The organism is Intrasporangium calvum DSM 43043, from assembly GCF_000184685.1.
In the GTDB taxonomy this organism is placed as follows: domain Bacteria; phylum Actinomycetota; class Actinomycetes; order Actinomycetales; family Dermatophilaceae; genus Intrasporangium; species Intrasporangium calvum.
In genome coordinates this window covers 2,692,830-2,710,527 of the sequence record NC_014830.1, presented here as the reverse complement: position 1 = coordinate 2,710,527, position 17,698 = coordinate 2,692,830, and the positions used below count along the sequence as shown (strand labels likewise).

Annotated in this window: 15 protein-coding genes; 7 read left to right on the top strand and 8 right to left on the bottom strand. The window is 71.4% G+C overall.

Annotation, left to right across the window (positions count from 1 at the left end; translation table 11 throughout):
• Positions 1-138 precede the first annotated feature (138 nt).
• On the top strand, positions 139-447 hold the full coding sequence (locus INTCA_RS12275) for a hypothetical protein (protein WP_013493241.1): 309 nt from the start codon (positions 139-141) through the stop codon (positions 445-447).
• Positions 448-549: 102 nt separating this feature from the next.
• Here INTCA_RS12275 and INTCA_RS12270 read toward each other — a convergent pair whose 3' ends face one another.
• From INTCA_RS12270 to INTCA_RS12245, 6 genes are all read right to left on the bottom strand, one after another.
• The gene (locus INTCA_RS12270; RefSeq protein ID WP_013493240.1) at positions 550-1,833 is read right to left on the bottom strand and encodes an AI-2E family transporter; all 1,284 of its coding nucleotides are present in this window, start codon (positions 1,831-1,833) and stop codon (positions 550-552) included.
• Between the two features lie 100 nt (positions 1,834-1,933).
• Positions 1,934-3,274 (bottom strand): crotonyl-CoA carboxylase/reductase, encoded by a 1,341-nt coding sequence (ccrA, locus tag INTCA_RS12265; protein ID WP_013493239.1) that lies wholly within the window; start codon positions 3,272-3,274, stop codon positions 1,934-1,936.
• 274 nt (positions 3,275-3,548) lie between these two features.
• Entirely contained in the window at positions 3,549-6,479 is a 2,931-nt protein-coding gene (locus tag INTCA_RS12260; protein WP_013493237.1) for an ABC transporter permease, read from the bottom strand.
• A gap of 18 nt (positions 6,480-6,497) precedes the next feature.
• Positions 6,498-7,223, bottom strand: a complete 726-nt coding sequence (locus INTCA_RS12255; RefSeq protein WP_013493236.1) for an ABC transporter ATP-binding protein — start codon at positions 7,221-7,223, stop codon at positions 6,498-6,500.
• On the bottom strand, positions 7,223-7,843 hold the full coding sequence (locus INTCA_RS12250) for a PadR family transcriptional regulator (RefSeq protein WP_013493235.1): 621 nt from the start codon (positions 7,841-7,843) through the stop codon (positions 7,223-7,225). Before INTCA_RS12250 ends, INTCA_RS12255 begins: the two co-directional genes overlap by 1 nt.
• Positions 7,844-7,938: 95 nt before the next feature.
• A complete protein-coding gene (locus INTCA_RS12245; RefSeq protein ID WP_013493234.1) occupies positions 7,939-8,724 on the bottom strand; it encodes a polysaccharide deacetylase family protein in 786 nt (261 codons plus the stop codon).
• Positions 8,725-8,846: 122 nt separating this feature from the next.
• On the opposite strand from INTCA_RS12245, the gene INTCA_RS12240 reads away from it, so the two are divergent.
• On the top strand, positions 8,847-10,043 hold the full coding sequence (locus INTCA_RS12240) for a glycoside hydrolase family 15 protein (RefSeq protein ID WP_013493233.1): 1,197 nt from the start codon (positions 8,847-8,849) through the stop codon (positions 10,041-10,043).
• Between the two features lie 71 nt (positions 10,044-10,114).
• Here INTCA_RS12240 and mce read toward each other — a convergent pair whose 3' ends face one another.
• Positions 10,115-10,558, bottom strand: coding sequence for a methylmalonyl-CoA epimerase (gene mce, locus INTCA_RS12235; RefSeq protein ID WP_013493232.1), 444 nt, complete (start codon positions 10,556-10,558; stop codon positions 10,115-10,117).
• A gap of 244 nt (positions 10,559-10,802) precedes the next feature.
• Here mce and INTCA_RS12230 point away from each other — a divergent pair, with 244 nt between their 5' ends.
• From INTCA_RS12230 to INTCA_RS12210, 5 genes are all read left to right on the top strand, one after another.
• On the top strand, positions 10,803-12,005 hold the full coding sequence (locus INTCA_RS12230; RefSeq protein WP_013493231.1) for an acetyl-CoA C-acetyltransferase: 1,203 nt from the start codon (positions 10,803-10,805) through the stop codon (positions 12,003-12,005).
• Between the two features lie 30 nt (positions 12,006-12,035).
• A complete protein-coding gene (gene meaB / locus INTCA_RS12225) occupies positions 12,036-13,004 on the top strand; it encodes a methylmalonyl Co-A mutase-associated GTPase MeaB (protein ID WP_114610125.1) in 969 nt (322 codons plus the stop codon).
• A 228-nt stretch (positions 13,005-13,232) separates the two neighbouring features.
• The gene (locus INTCA_RS12220) at positions 13,233-13,559 is read left to right on the top strand and encodes a thiamine-binding protein (protein ID WP_013493229.1); all 327 of its coding nucleotides are present in this window, start codon (positions 13,233-13,235) and stop codon (positions 13,557-13,559) included.
• Between the two features lie 147 nt (positions 13,560-13,706).
• Entirely contained in the window at positions 13,707-14,690 is a 984-nt protein-coding gene (locus tag INTCA_RS12215; RefSeq protein ID WP_013493228.1) for a hypothetical protein, read from the top strand.
• A gap of 14 nt (positions 14,691-14,704) precedes the next feature.
• Positions 14,705-15,676, top strand: a complete 972-nt coding sequence (locus INTCA_RS12210) for a co-chaperone YbbN (RefSeq protein WP_013493227.1) — start codon at positions 14,705-14,707, stop codon at positions 15,674-15,676.
• 188 nt (positions 15,677-15,864) lie between these two features.
• Here the strand turns inward: INTCA_RS12210 and INTCA_RS12205 are convergent, their stop codons facing one another.
• On the bottom strand, positions 15,865-17,607 hold the full coding sequence (locus INTCA_RS12205) for a S8 family peptidase (protein ID WP_234423767.1): 1,743 nt from the start codon (positions 17,605-17,607) through the stop codon (positions 15,865-15,867).
• Positions 17,608-17,698: the final 91 nt, after the last annotated feature.

The following is a 17,698-nucleotide window of genomic DNA, read 5'->3' as shown; positions in this document are numbered from 1 at the left end:
GAGCTCGGCCCCGCTCGGACCTGACGTCCGCGCGGGGCCGGGTCCACCTCCTCGGCAACACACCCGCACATCCACTGATGGGCCCGGCTGCAGGAGGGCCGAGCAGACGGCAAGCGGGTGTGTTGCGAGAATGGGGTCATGCCGTCCCGACGCCGCCCGAGCAAGCACGCACGGCCGCACGTGCCGCTCGACGTCGTCCGGGTCCAGGGCGGGTCCACCCGTGAGGACACGTACCGCGGGACCCGGTGGACGGTTCGCGCGGTCAACGGCACCTCGGCCACCCGGGCCTATCTCTGCCCCGGCTGCCAGCAGGACATCCCGCCGGGCGTGCCGCACGTCGTCGTCTGGCCGGCCGAGGGAGTGGGCGGACTCGGCGACCGGCGGCACTGGCACACCGGCTGCTGGCAGCGCCGTGACGCCCGTCCGTCCGGCAGCGCCTACCGCTGACCGGGACCGGGGCCGCCCCCAGCCGAGGGTCCGAGCGAGAGCCCGCCACCCGCCCCACCGCGCGCGAGAGTCGGAGCGAGCCCAGTGGCATACGGCATCCCGTCAGTGACGCAGCTGTCGCGGGACGAGCACTTCCTCGTAGATGAGCATTGCCCCCGCCGCGAACGGGATGGCCAGCAGGGCGCCGAGGATCCCCAGCAGGGTGCCGCCCGCCAGGGCTGCGACGACGGTGAGCGCCCCGGGGACCGCCACCGTCCGCTGCATGATCCGCGGCATGACGGCGTAGTTCTCGAGCTGCTGGTAGATGACGAAGTAGATGATGACGACAAGCGCCTTCTTCGGCTCGTCGAAGAAGGCCACGAGAGCGACGACCGAGGCCCCGAGCGTCGCGCCGATCATCGGGATCAGGCCGAGGAGCCCGACGGCGACGGCGAGGACCGCGGCGAACGGCAGGTCGAGCAGGCTCATCATGATCCAAGCGAAGAACGCGTTGGTGGCCGCCACGGCGACCTGGCCGATGGCATAGGAGCCGACCCGGCGCATGATCTCCTCGGCGAGCGAGATGAACCGCGGGCGGCGGCTCGCGGGCACGAGGGCGTAGCCGGCCTGCTTGACCGACGGCAGCGAGGCGAGGAAGTAGAGCGTCAGCACGAGCACGGTCAGGATGCTGAACACGCCCGCCGCGATGATCCGCCCGGCTCCCAGCACCCCGCCGAAGATCCCCGCCCAGAGGTTGCCGTCGGCGATCCGATGGTTGATCTCCTCCTGGATGCGCTGGACGACCTGGTAGCGGTGGTCGACGTCCTGGACCCAGGGCTGGCGCAGCAGGTCGTCAAGCATCCGGGGAGCGTTGTCGGCGAGGTCGGTGCCCTCGGAGGCCACCGGCGGCACGACGACCATGCCGAGGAGCGTGAACACGCCGAGCAGCCCGAGGAAGACGATCGTCACCGCGAGCCCACGGCGCATGTTCTGGCGGGTGAGCCCCTCGACCAGGGGGTTGAGAGCCAGGGTCAGGAAGAGCGAGACGACGAGGAGGGTGATCGTCGTGTCCAGGCGTCCCACCGCCTGGACGACGGCGTAGGCGGTGAGCACCCCGATCGCTCCGACGAACCCGACGTAGAAGGGGGACTGCCGGTTGAACGGCGTGCCCGCGCTCCCGTAGTCCCGGCCTGGCCGCGCGCGACCACCGGTCCCCGCATCAGGCCCCGGGTCGCCGCCGAGCGGGAGGGTGTCGAACACGTCCTCCCGAGGAGGGTCGCCCGCGGCGGCCCTCTCGGGGCGCTCGAGGGCCGCGTCCGGCTCGGCGCCGTGCGGCTGGGTGCGCAGCTGCGCGATCCGCTCGCGCTGCGCACGCCGATACTGCGTCCACCGCCGCCAGAAGGTCACGCCCGGAGCCTACGCGAGCGGCCTGACGGGCGAGGGGAGATGGTGGTGTGTCGTCACGAGCCGACGCGCCACCATCTCCGCCCGCGGGTCACCGGACCCGTCACTCCCCTCGGAAGCGGTTGATCTCCGCGGCGAACTGCGCCCGCTTGCCCGCGTTGGTCACGCCGAGGCCCTCCTCCGGCGACAGGGTCAGCACGCCGACCTTGCCCTGGTGGGCGTTGCGGTGGACATCGAGCGCAGCCTGTCCGACGTCCTCGAGGCGGTACGTCTGGGAGAGGGTGGGGTGGATCAGCCCGCGGTTGATCAGCTCGTTGGCCTCCCACGCCTCGCGGTAGTTGGCGAAGTGCGAGGAGACGATCCGCTTGAGGTTCATCCAGAGGTACCGGTTGTCGTACTCGTGCATGTAGCCCGACGTCGAGGCGCAGGTGACGATCGTGCCACCCTTGCGCGCGACGTAGACGCTGGCCCCGAAGGTCTCGCGACCGGGGTGCTCGAAGACGATGTCGACGTCATAGCCGCCGGTCAGCTCGCGGATCCGCTTGCCGAGGCGCTGCCACTCGCGCGGGTCCTGCTCGGTGCCCTCGTCGTTCCAGAACCGGTAGTCCTCGGCGTTGCGGTCGATGATGAGGTCGGCGCCCATCGCGCGGCAGATCTCGGCCTTCTCCGGTGAGGAGACGACACAGATCGGGGTCGCGCCGCCGGCGAGCGCCATCTGGGTCGCGTAGGAGCCGAGCCCCCCGGACGCCCCCCAGATGAGGACGCGGTCGCCGAGCTTCATCGCCGCGCCGTTCTTGGAGATGAGCTGGCGGTAGGCCGTGGAGTTCACCAGCCCGGGGGAGGCGGCCTCCTCCCAGGTGAGGTGGTCCGGCTTGGGCATGAGCTGGTTGGCCTTGACGATGGCGAGCTCGGCGAGTCCGCCGAAGTTCGTCTCGAAGCCCCAGATGCGCTGCTGCGGGTCGAGCATCGTGTCGTTGTGGCCGTCCGCGTCCTCGAGCTCGACGGAGAGGCAGTGCGCGACGACCTCCTGACCCGGCTTCCACTTGGACACCCCGGGACCCGTGCGAAGGATGACCCCGGAGAGGTCGGACCCGACGACGTGGTAGGGCAGGTCGTGGCGCTCCGCGTAGATCGACGTGCGCCCGTAGCGCTCGAGGAACCCGAAGGTCGGCACGGGCTCGAAGATGGAGGTCCACACGGTGTTGTAGTTGATGGCGCTCGCCATCACGGCGACGAGCGCCTCGCCCGGGGCCAGGTCGGGCACCGGTACCTCGTCGATGTGGAGGGACCGGCGCGGGTCCTTGTCCTTGGTGGCGAGCCCCTCGAACATCCCGATCTCGTCCTTGTGGACGGTCGCACCCCGGTAGCTCTCGGGGATCTCGATGTTGCGGTAGGTCTCTTCGCTCCGGTTTCCCGAGAGGATGGCGTCGCGGATGGCCTGCATGTGAGGTCCTTTGGTCGCTGGCGTCATGGAACTACCCGAACGTAGTCAGGTCGAATCCGTGGGGGAACCCCCTGAGATTCCCACCACAGGTGACCTGAGTCACGGATTTGGCGGAGTCACCCGGGCATGGTCCCGAAGGTGGTGGCTGGGCCGATGGACGAGCAGCCCGTATGCCGCTGGGCTCGCTCTCGGTCGAGTGTGCACTTCGTGCCGGGCTGGCTCTCGTTCGAGTGTGCACTTCTGCCCGGCAACAAGTGCACACTCGACGGGGGGATCAGGTCAGGCGGCGGGTGACCGTGGGATGGCGCCGGATCGACAGCCAGGCCAGGGCGGCCGCCAGCAGGGGCACGACGATCACGGGGGCGAGCAGCTGGAGCCAGGGGATGACGATGATCGGGTCCGTGAGGCCGTTCTCCCGGGCCTGCCAGTTCGTCACCGTGCTCGACCAGGCGACGGCGACTCCTGGGACGAGCCCGACGAGGACGCCGAGCACCATCCCGAGCAGGGCGAAGAGTCCCGCCTGTGCGGCGGCGAGGGCCCGTCGGGTGAGCCTGGTGGCCCCGACCGCCGCCAGCGTGCCGGACAGGGCCTGGGTCTCCGCCTGTGACAGGGCTGTGGCGATGAGCGTCGCGAGGAGGATGATGAAGCCGACGACGCCCGCGACGATCGTGAACACGAGTCTCGTCTCGGGGCGGAAGCCCCGCTCGACGTAGACGTCGCTGTCGGGGGCGGCTTCGGCCAGCGCGGCTCGGATGGCGTCCTCGTCCGTGGCAGTCACCCCACCGGGTGAGTCCAGAGCGATGCCCGAGAACTCGAGAGAGAAGCCGAGGCGCTTGGCTGTCTCGGGGGTCATGACGGCGCCGATGTCCTTGTTGGGGAAAGCCGCCGCGAACGAGATGCGTGGCGCGTAGGCGGCTGGGGCCGAGGCGAGGGGCGTCACCTCACCCACGATGGGACCTCGGTCGCTCCAGGTGAGGATGTAGCGCTGGAACGACACCTTGCCGTCGGCGATGTCGACCTGCGCGTGGGGTGGGTGCGACGTCCAGCCGTCGCTGAGCGGGACGACCCTTTCAGGGACGCCCTTGCCGTCGGCCGCAACGAGGCCGCCGGACTCGAGCAGCTGCCTCTGCTCGGACGTCAGGCTGAGGCGCTGGGCGAGCAGCCCGGCGTCGGCGACGGCGATGGCGGAGAACGGACCGTAGGGCGTGGTGCCGAGCGTGGCGCACGTCGTCGTCGGCGGGACGGGCTTGCCCTCCGCGTCCACGGTGACCTCTCGGCCCATGATGCCCGCGCCCGGGTCGCAACCGGGGCGGACGGCATCGATGTGGGTCTCGCGCCCTGCGTTGGACATGGGATGTGTCGTCGCCGTCGGGTCGAAGGGCGGTGCAGCCCGCCACGTCATCGTCGCGGTGACGTTCGGGGCCGCGCCTCGGATGGCTCGCAGGACCTGGTCCGGCGGGTGCTGGGTGTGGGCCATCCCAGCCCCCGCTGTGGTGCGAGGCACATAGAACCGTGCGTCGAGGGCCGTGCTGCTCGCGAAGGCGACGAAGATGGTGGACAGTGCCGCGGCTCCGGCGAGAATCGCCGCGACCGTGGGGGTTGCCCTGCCACGTTGCCGCGCTGCATCACGGGTCGCCATCCGCACGGGAACCGGCGCTCGGCCAGTCAGGCGGGCGAGCCAGACGAGGAGCAGCGGGACGACGAGCAACGTTCCGACGACGAGGGCCACCGACCCGGCGGCCATGGTGTTGGGGCTGTCCGCGGCGGCGGCCCACAGGGTTGCGGCGGCACCGGCACCGGCGACGAACAGGCCCGCCACGGGGACCCGCCGGCGCAGCCGGGGGGACACGTTCTGGCCACGCAGCACGGCCACGACGTCCAGCCGGGCCAGTCCCTTGGCTGGCAGGAGTGCCGAGACGACGCTGCTCACCACGGCGGCCAGCACGACCACGATGACAGCGAGCCAGGGGATGTCGAACGGGCCGTAGAACTCACCGGGTCTCGTCGTCCGCAACCATCGGACAACGAGCCACGCGCCTGCCAGACCGGTAGCCAGGGCGATGAGGGTCGCCCCGACGCCGAGCACGAGCGCCTGGCCGAGCACGGTCCGTCTCAGCTGGTTCCGGCCCGCACCGTTGCTCGCGGTCAGGGCCAGCGTGCGCCGCTGCCGGGCCGCGCTGACCGCGAAGGCCGGTCCGGCGAGCAGGCTGGTCAGCAGGAGGAGTCCCACGCCGGCGAGAGCGGCGACGCCCGCGAACTGGACGTCCTTGCGCTGCGTGAAGTCGAAGCTAGCGGGTCCCATGACGTCGGGGAGTCCGTCGAAGCTGATCGGGTCCATGACCACGGCACGGCTGAGCACGGTGATGCCGTGCTCGTTGAGCCGTCTGACCTCGTTCGCCAGTACGGGCTCCGGACGGTCGAGCAGGTACTCCGGTCCGTCGTTGTCGAAGACCTCCATCGTCGCGGGTATGCCGACGATCTCGGTGGGGACGACCTGGCCATACTGCTGCACGAAGCCGGAACCGGTCCCCACCACCGTGACCTCGCGGGCCTCGTCGTCCCCGCCCTCGATCCGCATTCGCATCGTGCCGGAGGAGGGAAGTCCCCTGGCGACCCCGCTCTGGGTGACGAGCACTTCGTCGGAGGTGGCGGGCCAGCGGCCGGTGAGCAGCCGAACCCGGTCTCCACCTGCGGGCCAGTTCGCGCCGTCGATGCCGAGATAGTCGACCCGCTCCGCCTTGGACTCGAGCGAGACGACCGCGCTCGCGTTGGTCACCGCGGTGACGCGGCCTTCCGTCAGCGCTGCCAAGGCTGCGCTCTCGGCGCCCGGCTCGAAGCCGGGGATCGGCTTGGCGGCTCTGCCGTCCGTCCCCGTACCCTCGAGGGTCGCGTCCTGGATCACCATCGATGTCCCGGGAGAGTGGTACAGCGACGCCTGGGCCCCGCCGAGCGCAAAGGGCAGCCGCTCCTTCGGGTCGAGGTCGCTCGTCGCGTAGACGACGGCACCGCCGACCAGGGCCAGCACCGGCAGGGCCACCATGAGCGCGATGAGAGCGCTGCGACCCTTGTGCAGACGCACGTCCCGTCGCGCCATCCGGACGGCAACCCGCCATGATGCCCACCAACTTGCCCATCGCCCGCCCGGCCGGAAGTCTGCCTCCTCCGTCGTCACCTGCTCGGTCGCCGGCGCGTCAACCCCTGTCATGGTCATCGTCCGCCCCGCTCAGGTCGTCGCGCCGTCGAGCAGCGCCTCGGGCTCTGTAGGAGAACCCGTGGTGTCGACGATGCGGCCGTCGCGGAGGAAGACGACCCGGTCGGCCCACGCCGCGTGCCGCGCCTCGTGAGTGACCAGGAGGCCCGCCGCGCCGGCATCCACGCGAGAGCGCAGCACCCGGAGCACCCCCTCGCCCGTCACGGAGTCGAGTGCACCGGTGGGCTCGTCGGCGAGCACGAGGCGGCGCGACCCGACGAGCGCCCGGGCAATCGCCACCCGCTGCTGCTGGCCGCCCGACATCTGGTCGGGGTAGCGGTCGGCGAGCTCGCGCAGCCCCAGCTGGTCGAGGGCGTCCAGGGCGTTGCGCCGTGAGCGACGCACCGAGTCACCGTCGAGCTCGAGCGGAAGGCCGATGTTCTCCGCCGCGGTCAGGGAGGGGATGAGGTTGAGGTCCTGGAAGACGAAGCCGACCTTGCGTCGCCGCAGCTTGGCGAGATCATGCGCCCGGAGCGACCCGAGCTCGGTGCCGGCCACCTGAACCGTGCCGGAGGTGGCCCGGTCGAGGCCGCCAGCGAGATTGAGCAGGGTGGACTTGCCCGACCCTGACGGACCCATCACGGCCACGAGCTCACCCGTGGACACCGTGAGGCTCACGCCGTCGAGGGCGCGGACCTCAGTCTCGCCAGAACCGTGCACCCGCGTCACGTTCTCCATCACCAGCATGGGCGTGCCCATCAGCGTGTCCCCTCAGAGTTCCCTGCACGAACGGTCTTGGACTCAGCCGCCTCGTCGTCGTCAGGTGGCGACGGCGGTGAGCCCAGCGGCATACGGCCTCCATGGCGCGACAGCGCTGTCTCGATGTGGTCGAGCCAGCGCGCCTCCGCCTCCGCTGAGAAGAGGTGGTTCTCCAGGACGAGGGACCACGCGAGGTCGCGACCATCGGCTGGCTCCTCGGCGCGCGCCTTGAGGCGCGTCAGGTCCCGCAGGTGCTTGAGGGTCGCGGTCCGCTGGGCCTGGACGACACCGGCGACATCGACCCCCGGCAAGGTCACCGCGAGCGCCAGCTTGATGACCAGCTCGTCGCGCGGTGAGGCCTCGCGGGTCACGGGCGTGAGCCACCACTGCGACGTCTCGGCCCGGCCCGCATCGGTGAGCGCGTACTCGATGCGGCCCTCGTCGTCGCCCCCTGAAGCGACGACGAGGCCATCCCGCTCGAGCCGGGCGAGTGTCGTGTAGACCTGCCCGACGTTGAGCGGCCAGGTGCCGCCCGTGCGCGCCTCGAACTCGGCACGAAGGCGCGCCCCGTACATCGGTTCCTGCGCGAGGAGGGCCATGAGCCCCTGCCTGACCGACATACCCACCCCTATACCGAGTATCTACCCTGACAGCGGTGAACGTATACCGAGTATCTCCGGGCGTCAAGCGGATCTTCGGGACCACCGGCACGCGGTCAGACGGCGGCCAGGAGCTGCGAGACGGTGACGAGCTCGTACCCGTCGGTCCGGAGGCGGTCGATGAGCCGGTCGAGGTGGTCGATGGTGCGGAGGCGATCGGGCGACCCGGTGTCATGGGCGAGGATGATGCTCCCCGGCCGCACTTGCCGGACCAGGTCGTCGACGGCCCCGTTGGGGTCCGCGAGCGCGATGTCCTCGCGGGCCTGGGCCGACCAGAAGACCGTCGTGAGCTCCGCCTCCGCTGCGGCGAGAAGCGCTGCGCCGCCGAGGTGCCCGTAGGGCGGGCGGAAGAGGGTGGGCCGCTCGCCGTAGGTGCGCTCCATGAGGTCGCTGGTGCGGGCGATCTCGCCCTGGCAGCGTTCCAGTGCGAAACGGGCCAGGTCGGGGTGCTCGAAGGTGTGGTTGCCGAGCTCGTGGACGCCGAGGCTGTCCGCGTGGATGGTGCCGTGCTCCCGAACCTTGCGGCCGACGCAGAAGAAGGTCGCCGGGGCGCTGGCCCTCCGGAGCGCGGCGAGCACCCGGGGCGTCCAGTCGGGGTCCGGGCCGTCGTCGAAGGTCAGCGCAACCAGCCGGCGAGACCCGGGTCCTCCCCACGCGACCTTCGTCACCGTGGCCGAGGTCGGCGACCGGTCCGCGTGGAGATCGCTCTGCGGACCGCCGTACAGGGTCAGCGGAGTGTCCGCGGCCACGCCATCCCCGACGAGCTGTCCGGCGCGTGTGACAGCACCTCCGACGGCGGCGGCGCCGCCGAGCGCCAGAGCCCGGCGCCGAGAGATGTGCATAGCCGGATTATGGAGCGGTTGGGGCCGCCCCACCGGGATTCGTGACCTGCGCCGCCAACCAGCCAGTCCGGGCCGCGCAGTGCCGAACCCCTGTCACACTGCTCCCAGGTCTAGGGGGTGCAGTGCGGCGTCGTCGTGCCTTGGTGTCCATCCTCGCGCTCCTGATCATCGGCGCCGGGGGTTCGTTCGCCCTGCCGAGCGAGCCCGGGCCGCTGCCGACACTGGCCAACGGGGGGTCGTGGGCCACGGCCCTCGCCGACGGCCGGCCCGGCGCGCACGACGATCGTGTCTGGCTCGAGTCGGGGACGGTGCCCGGCCGGGCGGCACATCACGAGGTCGTCGAGCGCGCCCTGCTCGACCTGCGTGCGCTGACGCGCCCCGACGGTGCCGTCGCGGCCGGCCCGAGCGGGCCGTGGGCCTACGCCTGGCCGCGGGACAACTCGTTCGTCGCCGTCGCCTACGCCGTGACCGGCCATGCCGAGGACGCGTGGCGCGTCCTGCGCTTCTTCGTCCGGGCGCAGCTCGACGACGGCGGCTTCGAGGCGCGGTACACCCTCGACGGGCCCGGCGTGCCCGACAACCGGCCGAGGCAGGCGGACGGGGCCGGGTGGCTGCTGTGGGCGATCGACGCCGTTCGATCCGCCTCGGGGGACCCGGTGCCCGCCGACCTCAGGAGCCTGCGCGACCGCGCCATCCAGCACGTCCTCGACCTGACCGACGACGGAGTCCGGCTGCCGCCGCCGTCGCCCGACTACTGGGAGGTCCCGGAGCGTCGGGTGACGCTCGGGACCGTTGCGCCGCTCGCCGCTGGGCTCGAGGCCTCCGCGAGGAGCCGTGCGGCAGAAGGTGACGTGGTCCAGGCGCGTCACATCTCCCGTGCGGCCGCCGCTCTTCGGTCGCTCATCGGGGAGCGCTTCGGCCCGACCTACCAGAGGCACGGGGACCGCGGGGGCCTCGACGCGGGCGCCGCCATGCTGCTGCCCCCGTTCGCCGACGCGGCAGACCCTGCGGTGCTCGCCGCAGTCCGCGGCTACGCCGAGCAGGCCCTGCGGCCCGCCGGCGGACTCGCACCGGGCGTCGCGTGGAAGTCGGACGGCGTGTCCTGGACACCCGAGACGGCGCTCGTCGCCTACACGGCGGCGGTCTCGGGCGACCGCACCCTCGCCACGCGGTGGCGCGACTGGCTCGCCGCCCACGCCACGAGCTGGGGCAGCCTGCCCGAGAAGGTCCTGCCCGACGGTCGCCCCGCCGGCCCGGCGCCGCTTGCCTGGACCGCTGCCCTGTTCGTCCTCATCGAAGCCGAGCTCGCCGCGCTCTGAAACACACCCGGTTGTCGACTACCCGCGCCCCCTGCAGGGCGCCGGACCAGTCGGTATGCGGGTGTGTTGCGTCAGTGGTGGGGGTCGGCTGCCGGCTCGACGAGCTCCACGAGCACCCCGCCTGCGTCCTTCGGGTGGATGAAGTTGACGCGGCTGTTGCTCGTGCCCCGCTTCGGGGTGTCGTAGAGCAGGCGCAGGCCGCGCTCGCGCAGCGTGTCACACACGGCATCGATGTCGGTGACCCGGTAGGCGAGCTGCTGCATCCCCGGCCCGCTCCGGTCGAGGAACTTCGCGATGGTGGACTCCGGCGACAACGGCGCGAGCAGCTGGATGCACGAGCCGGAGTCCCCGACGCCCATCATCGCCTCCCGGACGCCCTGCTCCTCGTTGGTCTCCTCGTGGAGCAGCTCCATCCCGTACTTCCCCGAGTAGAACGCGATCGCCTCGTCGAGGTCCGGGACGGCGATGCCGACGTGGTCGATGTGGGTGAAGAGCGGGCCGGCGAGTGTGGTCATGCGGCCCAAACTAAAGGGGTTGTCCCTGGGTGACCAGCCGCGAACTGCGTGCCCTTCGCCACGCGGTGGCGGGTGGGCTGGGACCCGGGCGTGGGCGCCCGAGCGAGCTCAGCGGCATACGGACGATGTCGTATGCCGCTGAGCTCACTCCCGCGTGTGGCTCTCGTCATGCGGTGGGGGGCCTTCTCAGGCACCGCGTCTAGAGTGGACCGGACATCACCAAAGACGTTGGAGAGGCATTTCCATGACTGACCGTCCCGTGTCCGTGATCGTTGCCGGAGCCCGCACCCCGATGGGCCGGCTGCTGGGATCGCTCAAGGACTTCTCCGGCGCGGACCTCGGTGGCATCGCCATCAAGGGCGCCCTCGAGAAGGCCGGGGTCGCTCCCGAGCAGGTCGACTACGTCATCATGGGCCAGGTGCTCCAGGCCGGTGCCGGGCAGATCCCGGCCCGCCAGGCCGCAGCCAAGGCCGGCATCCCGATGACCGTCCCCGCCCTGACCATCAACAAGGTCTGCCTGTCGGGCATCAACGCCATCGCCATGGCCGACCAGCTCATTCGCGCCGGCGAGTTCGACGTCGTCGTCGCCGGTGGGCAGGAGTCGATGACCAACGCGCCGCACCTGATGACCAAGTCCCGCGAGGGCTACAAGTACGGCGACGTCACGGTGCGCGACCACATGGCCTACGACGGCCTGTGGGACGCCTTCACCGACCAGGCCATGGGGCTGCTGACCGAGCAGGCCAACGTCGGCGAGCAGGCCTTCACCCGCGAGGAGCAGGACGAGTTCTCGGCCCGCTCCCACCAGCTCGCCGCCAAGGCGTGGAAGGACGGGCTCTTCGACGACGAGGTCGTCGCCGTGTCCATCCCGCAGCGCAAGGGCGACCCCATCGAGTTCAAGTCCGATGAAGGCATCCGCGCCGACACGACGGCCGCCTCGCTCGGGTCGCTCCGCCCCGCCTTCGCCAAGGACGGCACCATCACCGCGGGTTCTGCCTCGCAGATCTCCGACGGGGCCGCCGCGGTCGTCGTCATGAGCAAGGCCAAGGCCGAGGAGCTCGGGCTCAGCTGGGTCGCCGAGATCGGCGCCCACGGCGTCGTCGCCGGCCCCGACTCGACGCTGCAGCAGCAGCCGGCCCGCGCCATCGCCAAGGCCTGCGAGAAGGAGGGCATCACGCCCGCCGACCTCGACCTCGTGGAGATCAACGAGGCCTTCGCCGCCGTCGGCCTCGCCTCCGCCAAGGAGCTCGGCATCGACGTCGACAGGGTCAACGTCAACGGCGGGGCCATCGCCGTCGGCCACCCGATCGGCATGTCCGGTGCGCGGATCGCCCTCCACCTCGCCCTCGAGCTGAAGCGCCGCGGTGGCGGGGTCGGTGCGGCTGCCCTCTGCGGCGGTGGCGGCCAGGGCGACGCCCTCATCGTCCGCGTTCCCAAGACGGCCTGATCCCCACGATCGAGCCGCCCTGCTGCTCCGGTGAGCTCACGCCGCAACGTTGACGTGCCCGCCCTGGTCGAATCGGCCAGGGCGGGCTCTCCGCGCGCCGTCGCGCGCCTCATCTCCCTCGTCGAGGACGGTCATCCGGCCCTGCGCGCCGTGATGGCGGCGCTCGCCCCGCACACCGGGCGGGCCTGGGTCATCGGGCTGACCGGGTCGCCCGGCGTCGGCAAGTCCACGTCGACGACGATGCTCGTGGGAGCCTTCCGCGCGCGGGGGCTGCGGGTCGGGGTCCTGGCGGTGGACCCGTCCTCCCCGTTCTCCGGCGGTGCGCTGCTCGGCGACCGGATCCGGATGCAGGACCACGCCCTCGACCCGGAGGTCTACATCCGCTCGATGGCTTCCCGGGGCCATCTCGGCGGCCTCTCGTGGACGACACCCCAGGCGATCCGCGTCCTCGACGCCGCGGGGTGCGACGTCGTGCTCGTCGAGACCGTGGGCGTCGGGCAGTCCGAGGTCGAGATCGCCGGCCTGGCGGACACGTCGGTCGTGCTGCTCGCGCCGGGCATGGGTGACGGCATCCAGGCAGCCAAGGCCGGCATCCTCGAGATCGGGGATGTCTTCGTCGTGAACAAGGCCGACCGTGACGGGGCCGACGCGACGGTGCGGGACCTGCGGCACATGATCTCGCTGGGCGACCGGGCCGAGCCCGGACTCTGGCGACCCCCCGTGGTCAAGACGATCGCCGCGCAGCAGGTCGGGGTCGAGGAGGTCATGGAGGCCCTGGACAAGCACTGGGCCCACATCGAGGCCAACGGTGACCTCCGCCGGCGTCGCGAACGGCGGGCCGCGGACGAGATCGAGTCCATCGCGCTCGCCTCCCTCCGCACCCGTTTCGGCCACGTCGGCGGTCACCACGGCCTCGGCACCCTCGCTGCCCAGGTCGTCGACGGGGCGACCGACCCCTACTCCGCGGCCGACACCCTCCTGACCCAGCTCGACATCTGAGCCGAGGGAATGTCGGGGGGCGCGCCACTTTCCCGCACGCGCTGAAAAGGTGTGGCCCCGCGACGCGGCGGGTGCGCCACTTTCCCGCACGCGCTGAAAAGGTGTGGCCCCGCGACGCGGACTGGGGGTGCCGCCCCGACACCCGGGTGGACGACACTTTCCGGTGGGGCGGGAGGAGCCTGAGGCGCCGGGCCGCTGGGAGGGAGCACAACGGCATACGGTGGGGTCATGTTGATCGCCTTCTCGGTCGCCCCCTCACTCGCCGCCGACGACACGGGGTCGGTGAGCGACGCCGTCGCCCGCGCCATCACCGTCGTCCGCGAGTCGGGGCTGCCCCACCGCACGGATGCGATGTTCACGACGGTCGAAGGGGAGTGGGACGAGTGCCTGGCCGTCGTCAAGCGCTGCTGTGACGTCCTGGCTGAGGCGTCCCCCCGCGTCAGCCTCGTCCTCAAGGCCGACATCCGACCGGGCTTCAGCGGGGAGCTCGACGGCAAGCTCGAGCGGCTCGAAGCCGCGATCGAGCGCCAGCGGAGCGGGCCAGCCCCCGCCTGAGCGCTCGCCCCCGAGCCTCCCGGGCGCCTGCACCCGTACCACACCGATTTGCCGCGCCCCCGCGGGGCCTGCGTATGGTGGTGGGCGGCCATTCCCGGCCGCACGGTCGCCTACCCTGCGACCGACGTGTCACCGAAAGGCGCCTCCATGCCCCGCCCCGCCAGCCCCCGACGGGCTCTCCTCGCGGCGCTCGCCAGCCTCGCCGTGCTGAGCGCCTGCACCGGGAACGCCGACGAAGGCGTGGCGTCGCAGCCCACCCCGGCCGTCGCCGCCACGGCCGCGACCTCGACCGCGGAGGCCCGTCTCGTGGCAGCCGTCGCGGCGCTGGAGGACACCTCACCCGCCGGAGTGGCGGCCCGAGAGGCGGCGTTCACCGGACCCGCGCTCGAGTCGGCGCACGCCTGGGCCAAGACGCTGCCGGCCAAGACGGCCCAGCAGCAGGCCGACGCCGAGCTGTCGACGACCGGTGCGAAGGTCCTCGGGATCTCCCGGATCGGTGACGAGCCCCGGCAGATCCTCGTGCAGACCACGCTCGAGAAGACGAAGGCGGCCGTCCTCGCGCTCCTCGTCGCGGAGGCGCCCGCTGCGGAGTTCAAGGTCGCAGCGATCACCCCCATGCTCGCCGAGGCCCGGGTCGACGAGCTCGACCCCACCTCGATCGGCTCCGGGGCCATCGGCGACGGTGCCGGACTCGCGGCCGCCCCGGCGGACGTCCTGCAGGCCTTCGCCGACTCTGTCGCCTTCCCCGACCCAAAGCAGACCACCCTGCTCGTGGAGGACCCCCTGACCGCGCAGCTGCGCCAGTCGGCGCGGGCCCAGGACAAGGCGGTCTCCGCCAGTGGGAGCTTCACCCAGTCGCACGAGCCGAAGGGCGTCATCGGCGGACTCCGGCTCAAGAGCGGCGACGGCGCCATCGTCTTCGGCACCGTCGTGCGCACAGACAGCATCGCCCTGCGGCGTGCCTCCCAGCTCACGCCGTCCAAGGACTTCACCCGGCTCACCGGCATCAAGCGGATCACGAGCGAGGCCAGCCTCACGTCCAACCAGATCATCGCCCTCGTCATCCCGACCAGCGGAGCAGCCCGGATCGTGGCGGCCGCCGACCAGCTTGTCGCGGGCACAGGCCGGTGAGGCAGGATTGATCCATGAGCCAGCAGCCCTTCACCGCAGCCGCCCTGCGCGGTGCCGTCGACCTCTCATCGCTCAAGCGCCCGGCCCCGCAGGCTGGCCCCGGGTCCTCCGCGGGTGCCGACCCCACCGCCTCAGGGGCTGCGGGGGTCATCGTGGAGGGTTCCGACGCGACGATCCGTGACGTCATCGCGGCGAGCACCCGCTACCCCGTGGTGCTCGTGCTGTGGTCGTCGAGGCTCGCCGAGTCCGGCACGTTCGTCACGACCGCCAAGCAGGTGGCGCAGCGCTACGGCGGGCGGTTCCAGCTGGTCACCGTGGACGTCGACGCCAACCCCGCGACCCTGCAGGCCTTCCAGGTCCAGGCGGTGCCGGTCAGCTTCGCCTTGATCCAGGGGCAGCCCGTGCCGCTCTTCGAGGGAGCGCAGCCGGAGCAGCAGCTCGTCGCCGTCATCGACCAGGTCCTCGCGCTCGCGACCCAGAACGGCCTGACCGGGCGGGTCGCACCAGGCCCCGCGGACGAGGCCGGCACCGACGCGGACGCGGCGGGGGCCGAGGCAGAGAGCGCCCCGCCCCTGCCGCCCCTGCACCAGAAGGCCTTCGACGCCATCGAGGCCGGCGACCTGGACGAGGCCGCCCAGGCCTACCGCGATGCCCTCGCCCAGAACCCGGCCGACACCGATGCCAGGCTGGGCCTGGCCCAGGTCGGTCTGCTCCAGCGCACCACCGGTGTCGACCTCGCGGCGGCCCGGGCCGCTGCGGCCGCCGCCCCGACGGACGTCGATGCCCAGATCCTCGTGGCTGACCTCGACCTGCTCGGAGGGCACGTCGAAGACGCCTTCGCCCGGCTCATCGACACCGTCCGCGTGACGAGCGACGCCGACCGCAACCAGGCGCGCGAGCACCTCGTCGAGCTCTTCGACGTGGTCGGCGTGACCGACGAACGCGTGGCCAAGGCGCGCAAGTCGCTGATGAGCGCCCTGTTCTGACGGGCCTGCTCCTCGCGTTCCCGGCGGGCCCAGCCGGCCGGGCGGCGAGCGGTGGGCCCAGCCGGCCGGGGCGGCGAGCGGGGGGCGCCTGAGCCGGCCCAGCGGCATACGGACTGATGGAGGAGAACACAACGATGCCGCCCGCTCCGAGGGAGCGGGCGGCACCAGTGTGGTGGAGTCCTCGAGGACTACTCCACGGCGTTGGCAGCGTTGACGATGCCGTCGCCGTAGAAGCCGTTGAATTCAGCGGTGCCCACACACGTCGCGGTGAACTGCGCTGAACGGCCGACGTTCTCGTAGGACATGACGCCACCGTCAGGGCAGGCGTGGTCACGTGCCGTGTCCATGAGGATGCTGCGCGTCGTGGCGGCGGCGAGACCGAAGTCTGTCTCGGACGTCCCCGAGCCATGCGCCGCGACGACGAGCGCGGCGACACCCGACGCGTGCGGCGCGGCCATCGACGTGCCCTGCAGCCACTGGTAGTAGCCGCACTCGGAGGTGTTCTCGTTGTACTTGCCGTTCTCGCAGGACTTCAGCGTGCCGAAGGTGCGACCGAGCTTCGTGATGTTGCCGTTCTTGTCCACCTGGCCCTCGGCCTGGAGGACGTGGAGCGGTGCGGCGGACAGGATCAGGTTGCCGTTGGTCCGGTAGGAGTTGGTGCCCAGGCCATCGCGGTACCAGCCACCCGGCGCCGAGACCTCGATCTCACCAGAGGTCAGGTCGGTCGTGTAGTTGGAGAAGTCCGCCTTGCGCTCCGACGGGCCGAGGGCGGAGACCCCGATGACGTCAGGGCCCTCGGTCGGCAGGTCGAGGCACGTGGCGTTGTCGATCGTCCGCTCCCACGCCGAGGTGTCCCAGTCGTAGGCCGGGTTGTCGTAGTCCGGCGAGGAGTCGTCCGGGCGTGGCTTGGACAGGTCCTCGTGGTTGTTGCCGAGGGCCCCGACGAGAGCGACGCCGTGCTCGGTGGCGTAGGCGAGGGCGCGGGTCATGCCCTCGATGATCATGTTCTGCTCGGCGACGGCCTCGGGGAACTGCTGGTCCTCAGGAGCGCCACCCTGGCAGTTGTAGAGCCACGGGTCGACGTAGAAGGACATGTTGACGACGTCGAGGCCGTTGTCCCCGGCGTAGGTCAGTGCGTCGACGACCGGGTCGAGGAAGAAGTAGCCGCTGTCCTGACCGCCGCGGACGTTGACGATGGTGGCGTCGGGGGCGATGCCACTGATCCCGACCCCGTTGAGGGAGGCCGCGATCGTCCCGGCGACGTGCGTGCCGTGGCCGTTGTCGTCGACGTTGGCCGGGTCGACACAGTCCGCGGTCTCGCACGGGCCATCGATCGCTGGGATGTCGATCGTGAAGTTCCGCGACAGGGCGTTGTCGAAGTTGGGGGCGATATCGATGTGGGAGCCGTCGACGCCGGTGTCGAGGATGCCGACCCGGACCTTGTCGCCGGTCTCGGTGGCGCGGGCCCCGAAGGCGTCGACCATCTCGTGTCCCCAGAGCAGTCCGTCGAGCGGGTCGGCGCCCTTGGGGGCGGCGGGCACCTTGGTGCTGCCGTTGGCCCGGCTCTTGTCGAAGGTGTGTTCCTTCTCGACCGGGTCGGGCTTGACCTTGATACCTGTCGGTGACTGGCCCACAGCGCGGTTGAGCGCCGCGCCCTGGACGCCGTCGAGGGCACGAGCCTTCGCCGCGAAGCGTGCGTCGGTCGACGTGACCGTGACCAGTCCGATGGCGGAGTTCTGCCGGGTGACCTTGGCGCCGGCCGACGTGAGGGTCTGCGCGAGCTTGGCGGCCGAGACGCCGCTCTTGGCGAGTACCTGGTAGGTGCGGGCCTCCGCGGTGGCCCCTGTTGACGCGGTGGTGGCTCCGGCAGTTGCTGCCAAGCCACCCAGACCGGTCGTGGCCAGGGCCACGGCACCGGTGACTGCGATCATGCGAGATCGTCGCATTGCCAATTCTCCTCCATGACGGTGGTGGGCACACCGATGTGCCCCACCCGCTCAACCTAGGCCGTCCTTCGGCGGA

Coding starts and splice junctions, on each gene's coding strand:
- INTCA_RS12275 (WP_013493241.1), top strand. CDS start 139: ATGCCGTCCCGACGCCGCCCGAGCAAGCACGCACGGCCGCACGTGCCG.
- ccrA (WP_013493239.1), bottom strand. CDS start 3,274: ATGCAGGCCATCCGCGACGCCATCCTCTCGGGAAACCGGAGCGAAGAG.
- INTCA_RS12260 (WP_013493237.1), bottom strand. CDS start 6,479: ATGACAGGGGTTGACGCGCCGGCGACCGAGCAGGTGACGACGGAGGAG.
- INTCA_RS12255 (WP_013493236.1), bottom strand. CDS start 7,223: ATGGGCACGCCCATGCTGGTGATGGAGAACGTGACGCGGGTGCACGGT.
- INTCA_RS12250 (WP_013493235.1), bottom strand. CDS start 7,843: ATGTCGGTCAGGCAGGGGCTCATGGCCCTCCTCGCGCAGGAACCGATG.
- INTCA_RS12245 (WP_013493234.1), bottom strand. CDS start 8,724: ATGCACATCTCTCGGCGCCGGGCTCTGGCGCTCGGCGGCGCCGCCGCC.
- mce (WP_013493232.1), bottom strand. CDS start 10,558: ATGACCACACTCGCCGGCCCGCTCTTCACCCACATCGACCACGTCGGC.
- INTCA_RS12230 (WP_013493231.1), top strand. CDS start 10,803: ATGACTGACCGTCCCGTGTCCGTGATCGTTGCCGGAGCCCGCACCCCG.
- INTCA_RS12220 (WP_013493229.1), top strand. CDS start 13,233: ATGTTGATCGCCTTCTCGGTCGCCCCCTCACTCGCCGCCGACGACACG.
- INTCA_RS12215 (WP_013493228.1), top strand. CDS start 13,707: ATGCCCCGCCCCGCCAGCCCCCGACGGGCTCTCCTCGCGGCGCTCGCC.
- INTCA_RS12210 (WP_013493227.1), top strand. CDS start 14,705: ATGAGCCAGCAGCCCTTCACCGCAGCCGCCCTGCGCGGTGCCGTCGAC.
- INTCA_RS12205 (WP_234423767.1), bottom strand. CDS start 17,607: ATGATCGCAGTCACCGGTGCCGTGGCCCTGGCCACGACCGGTCTGGGT.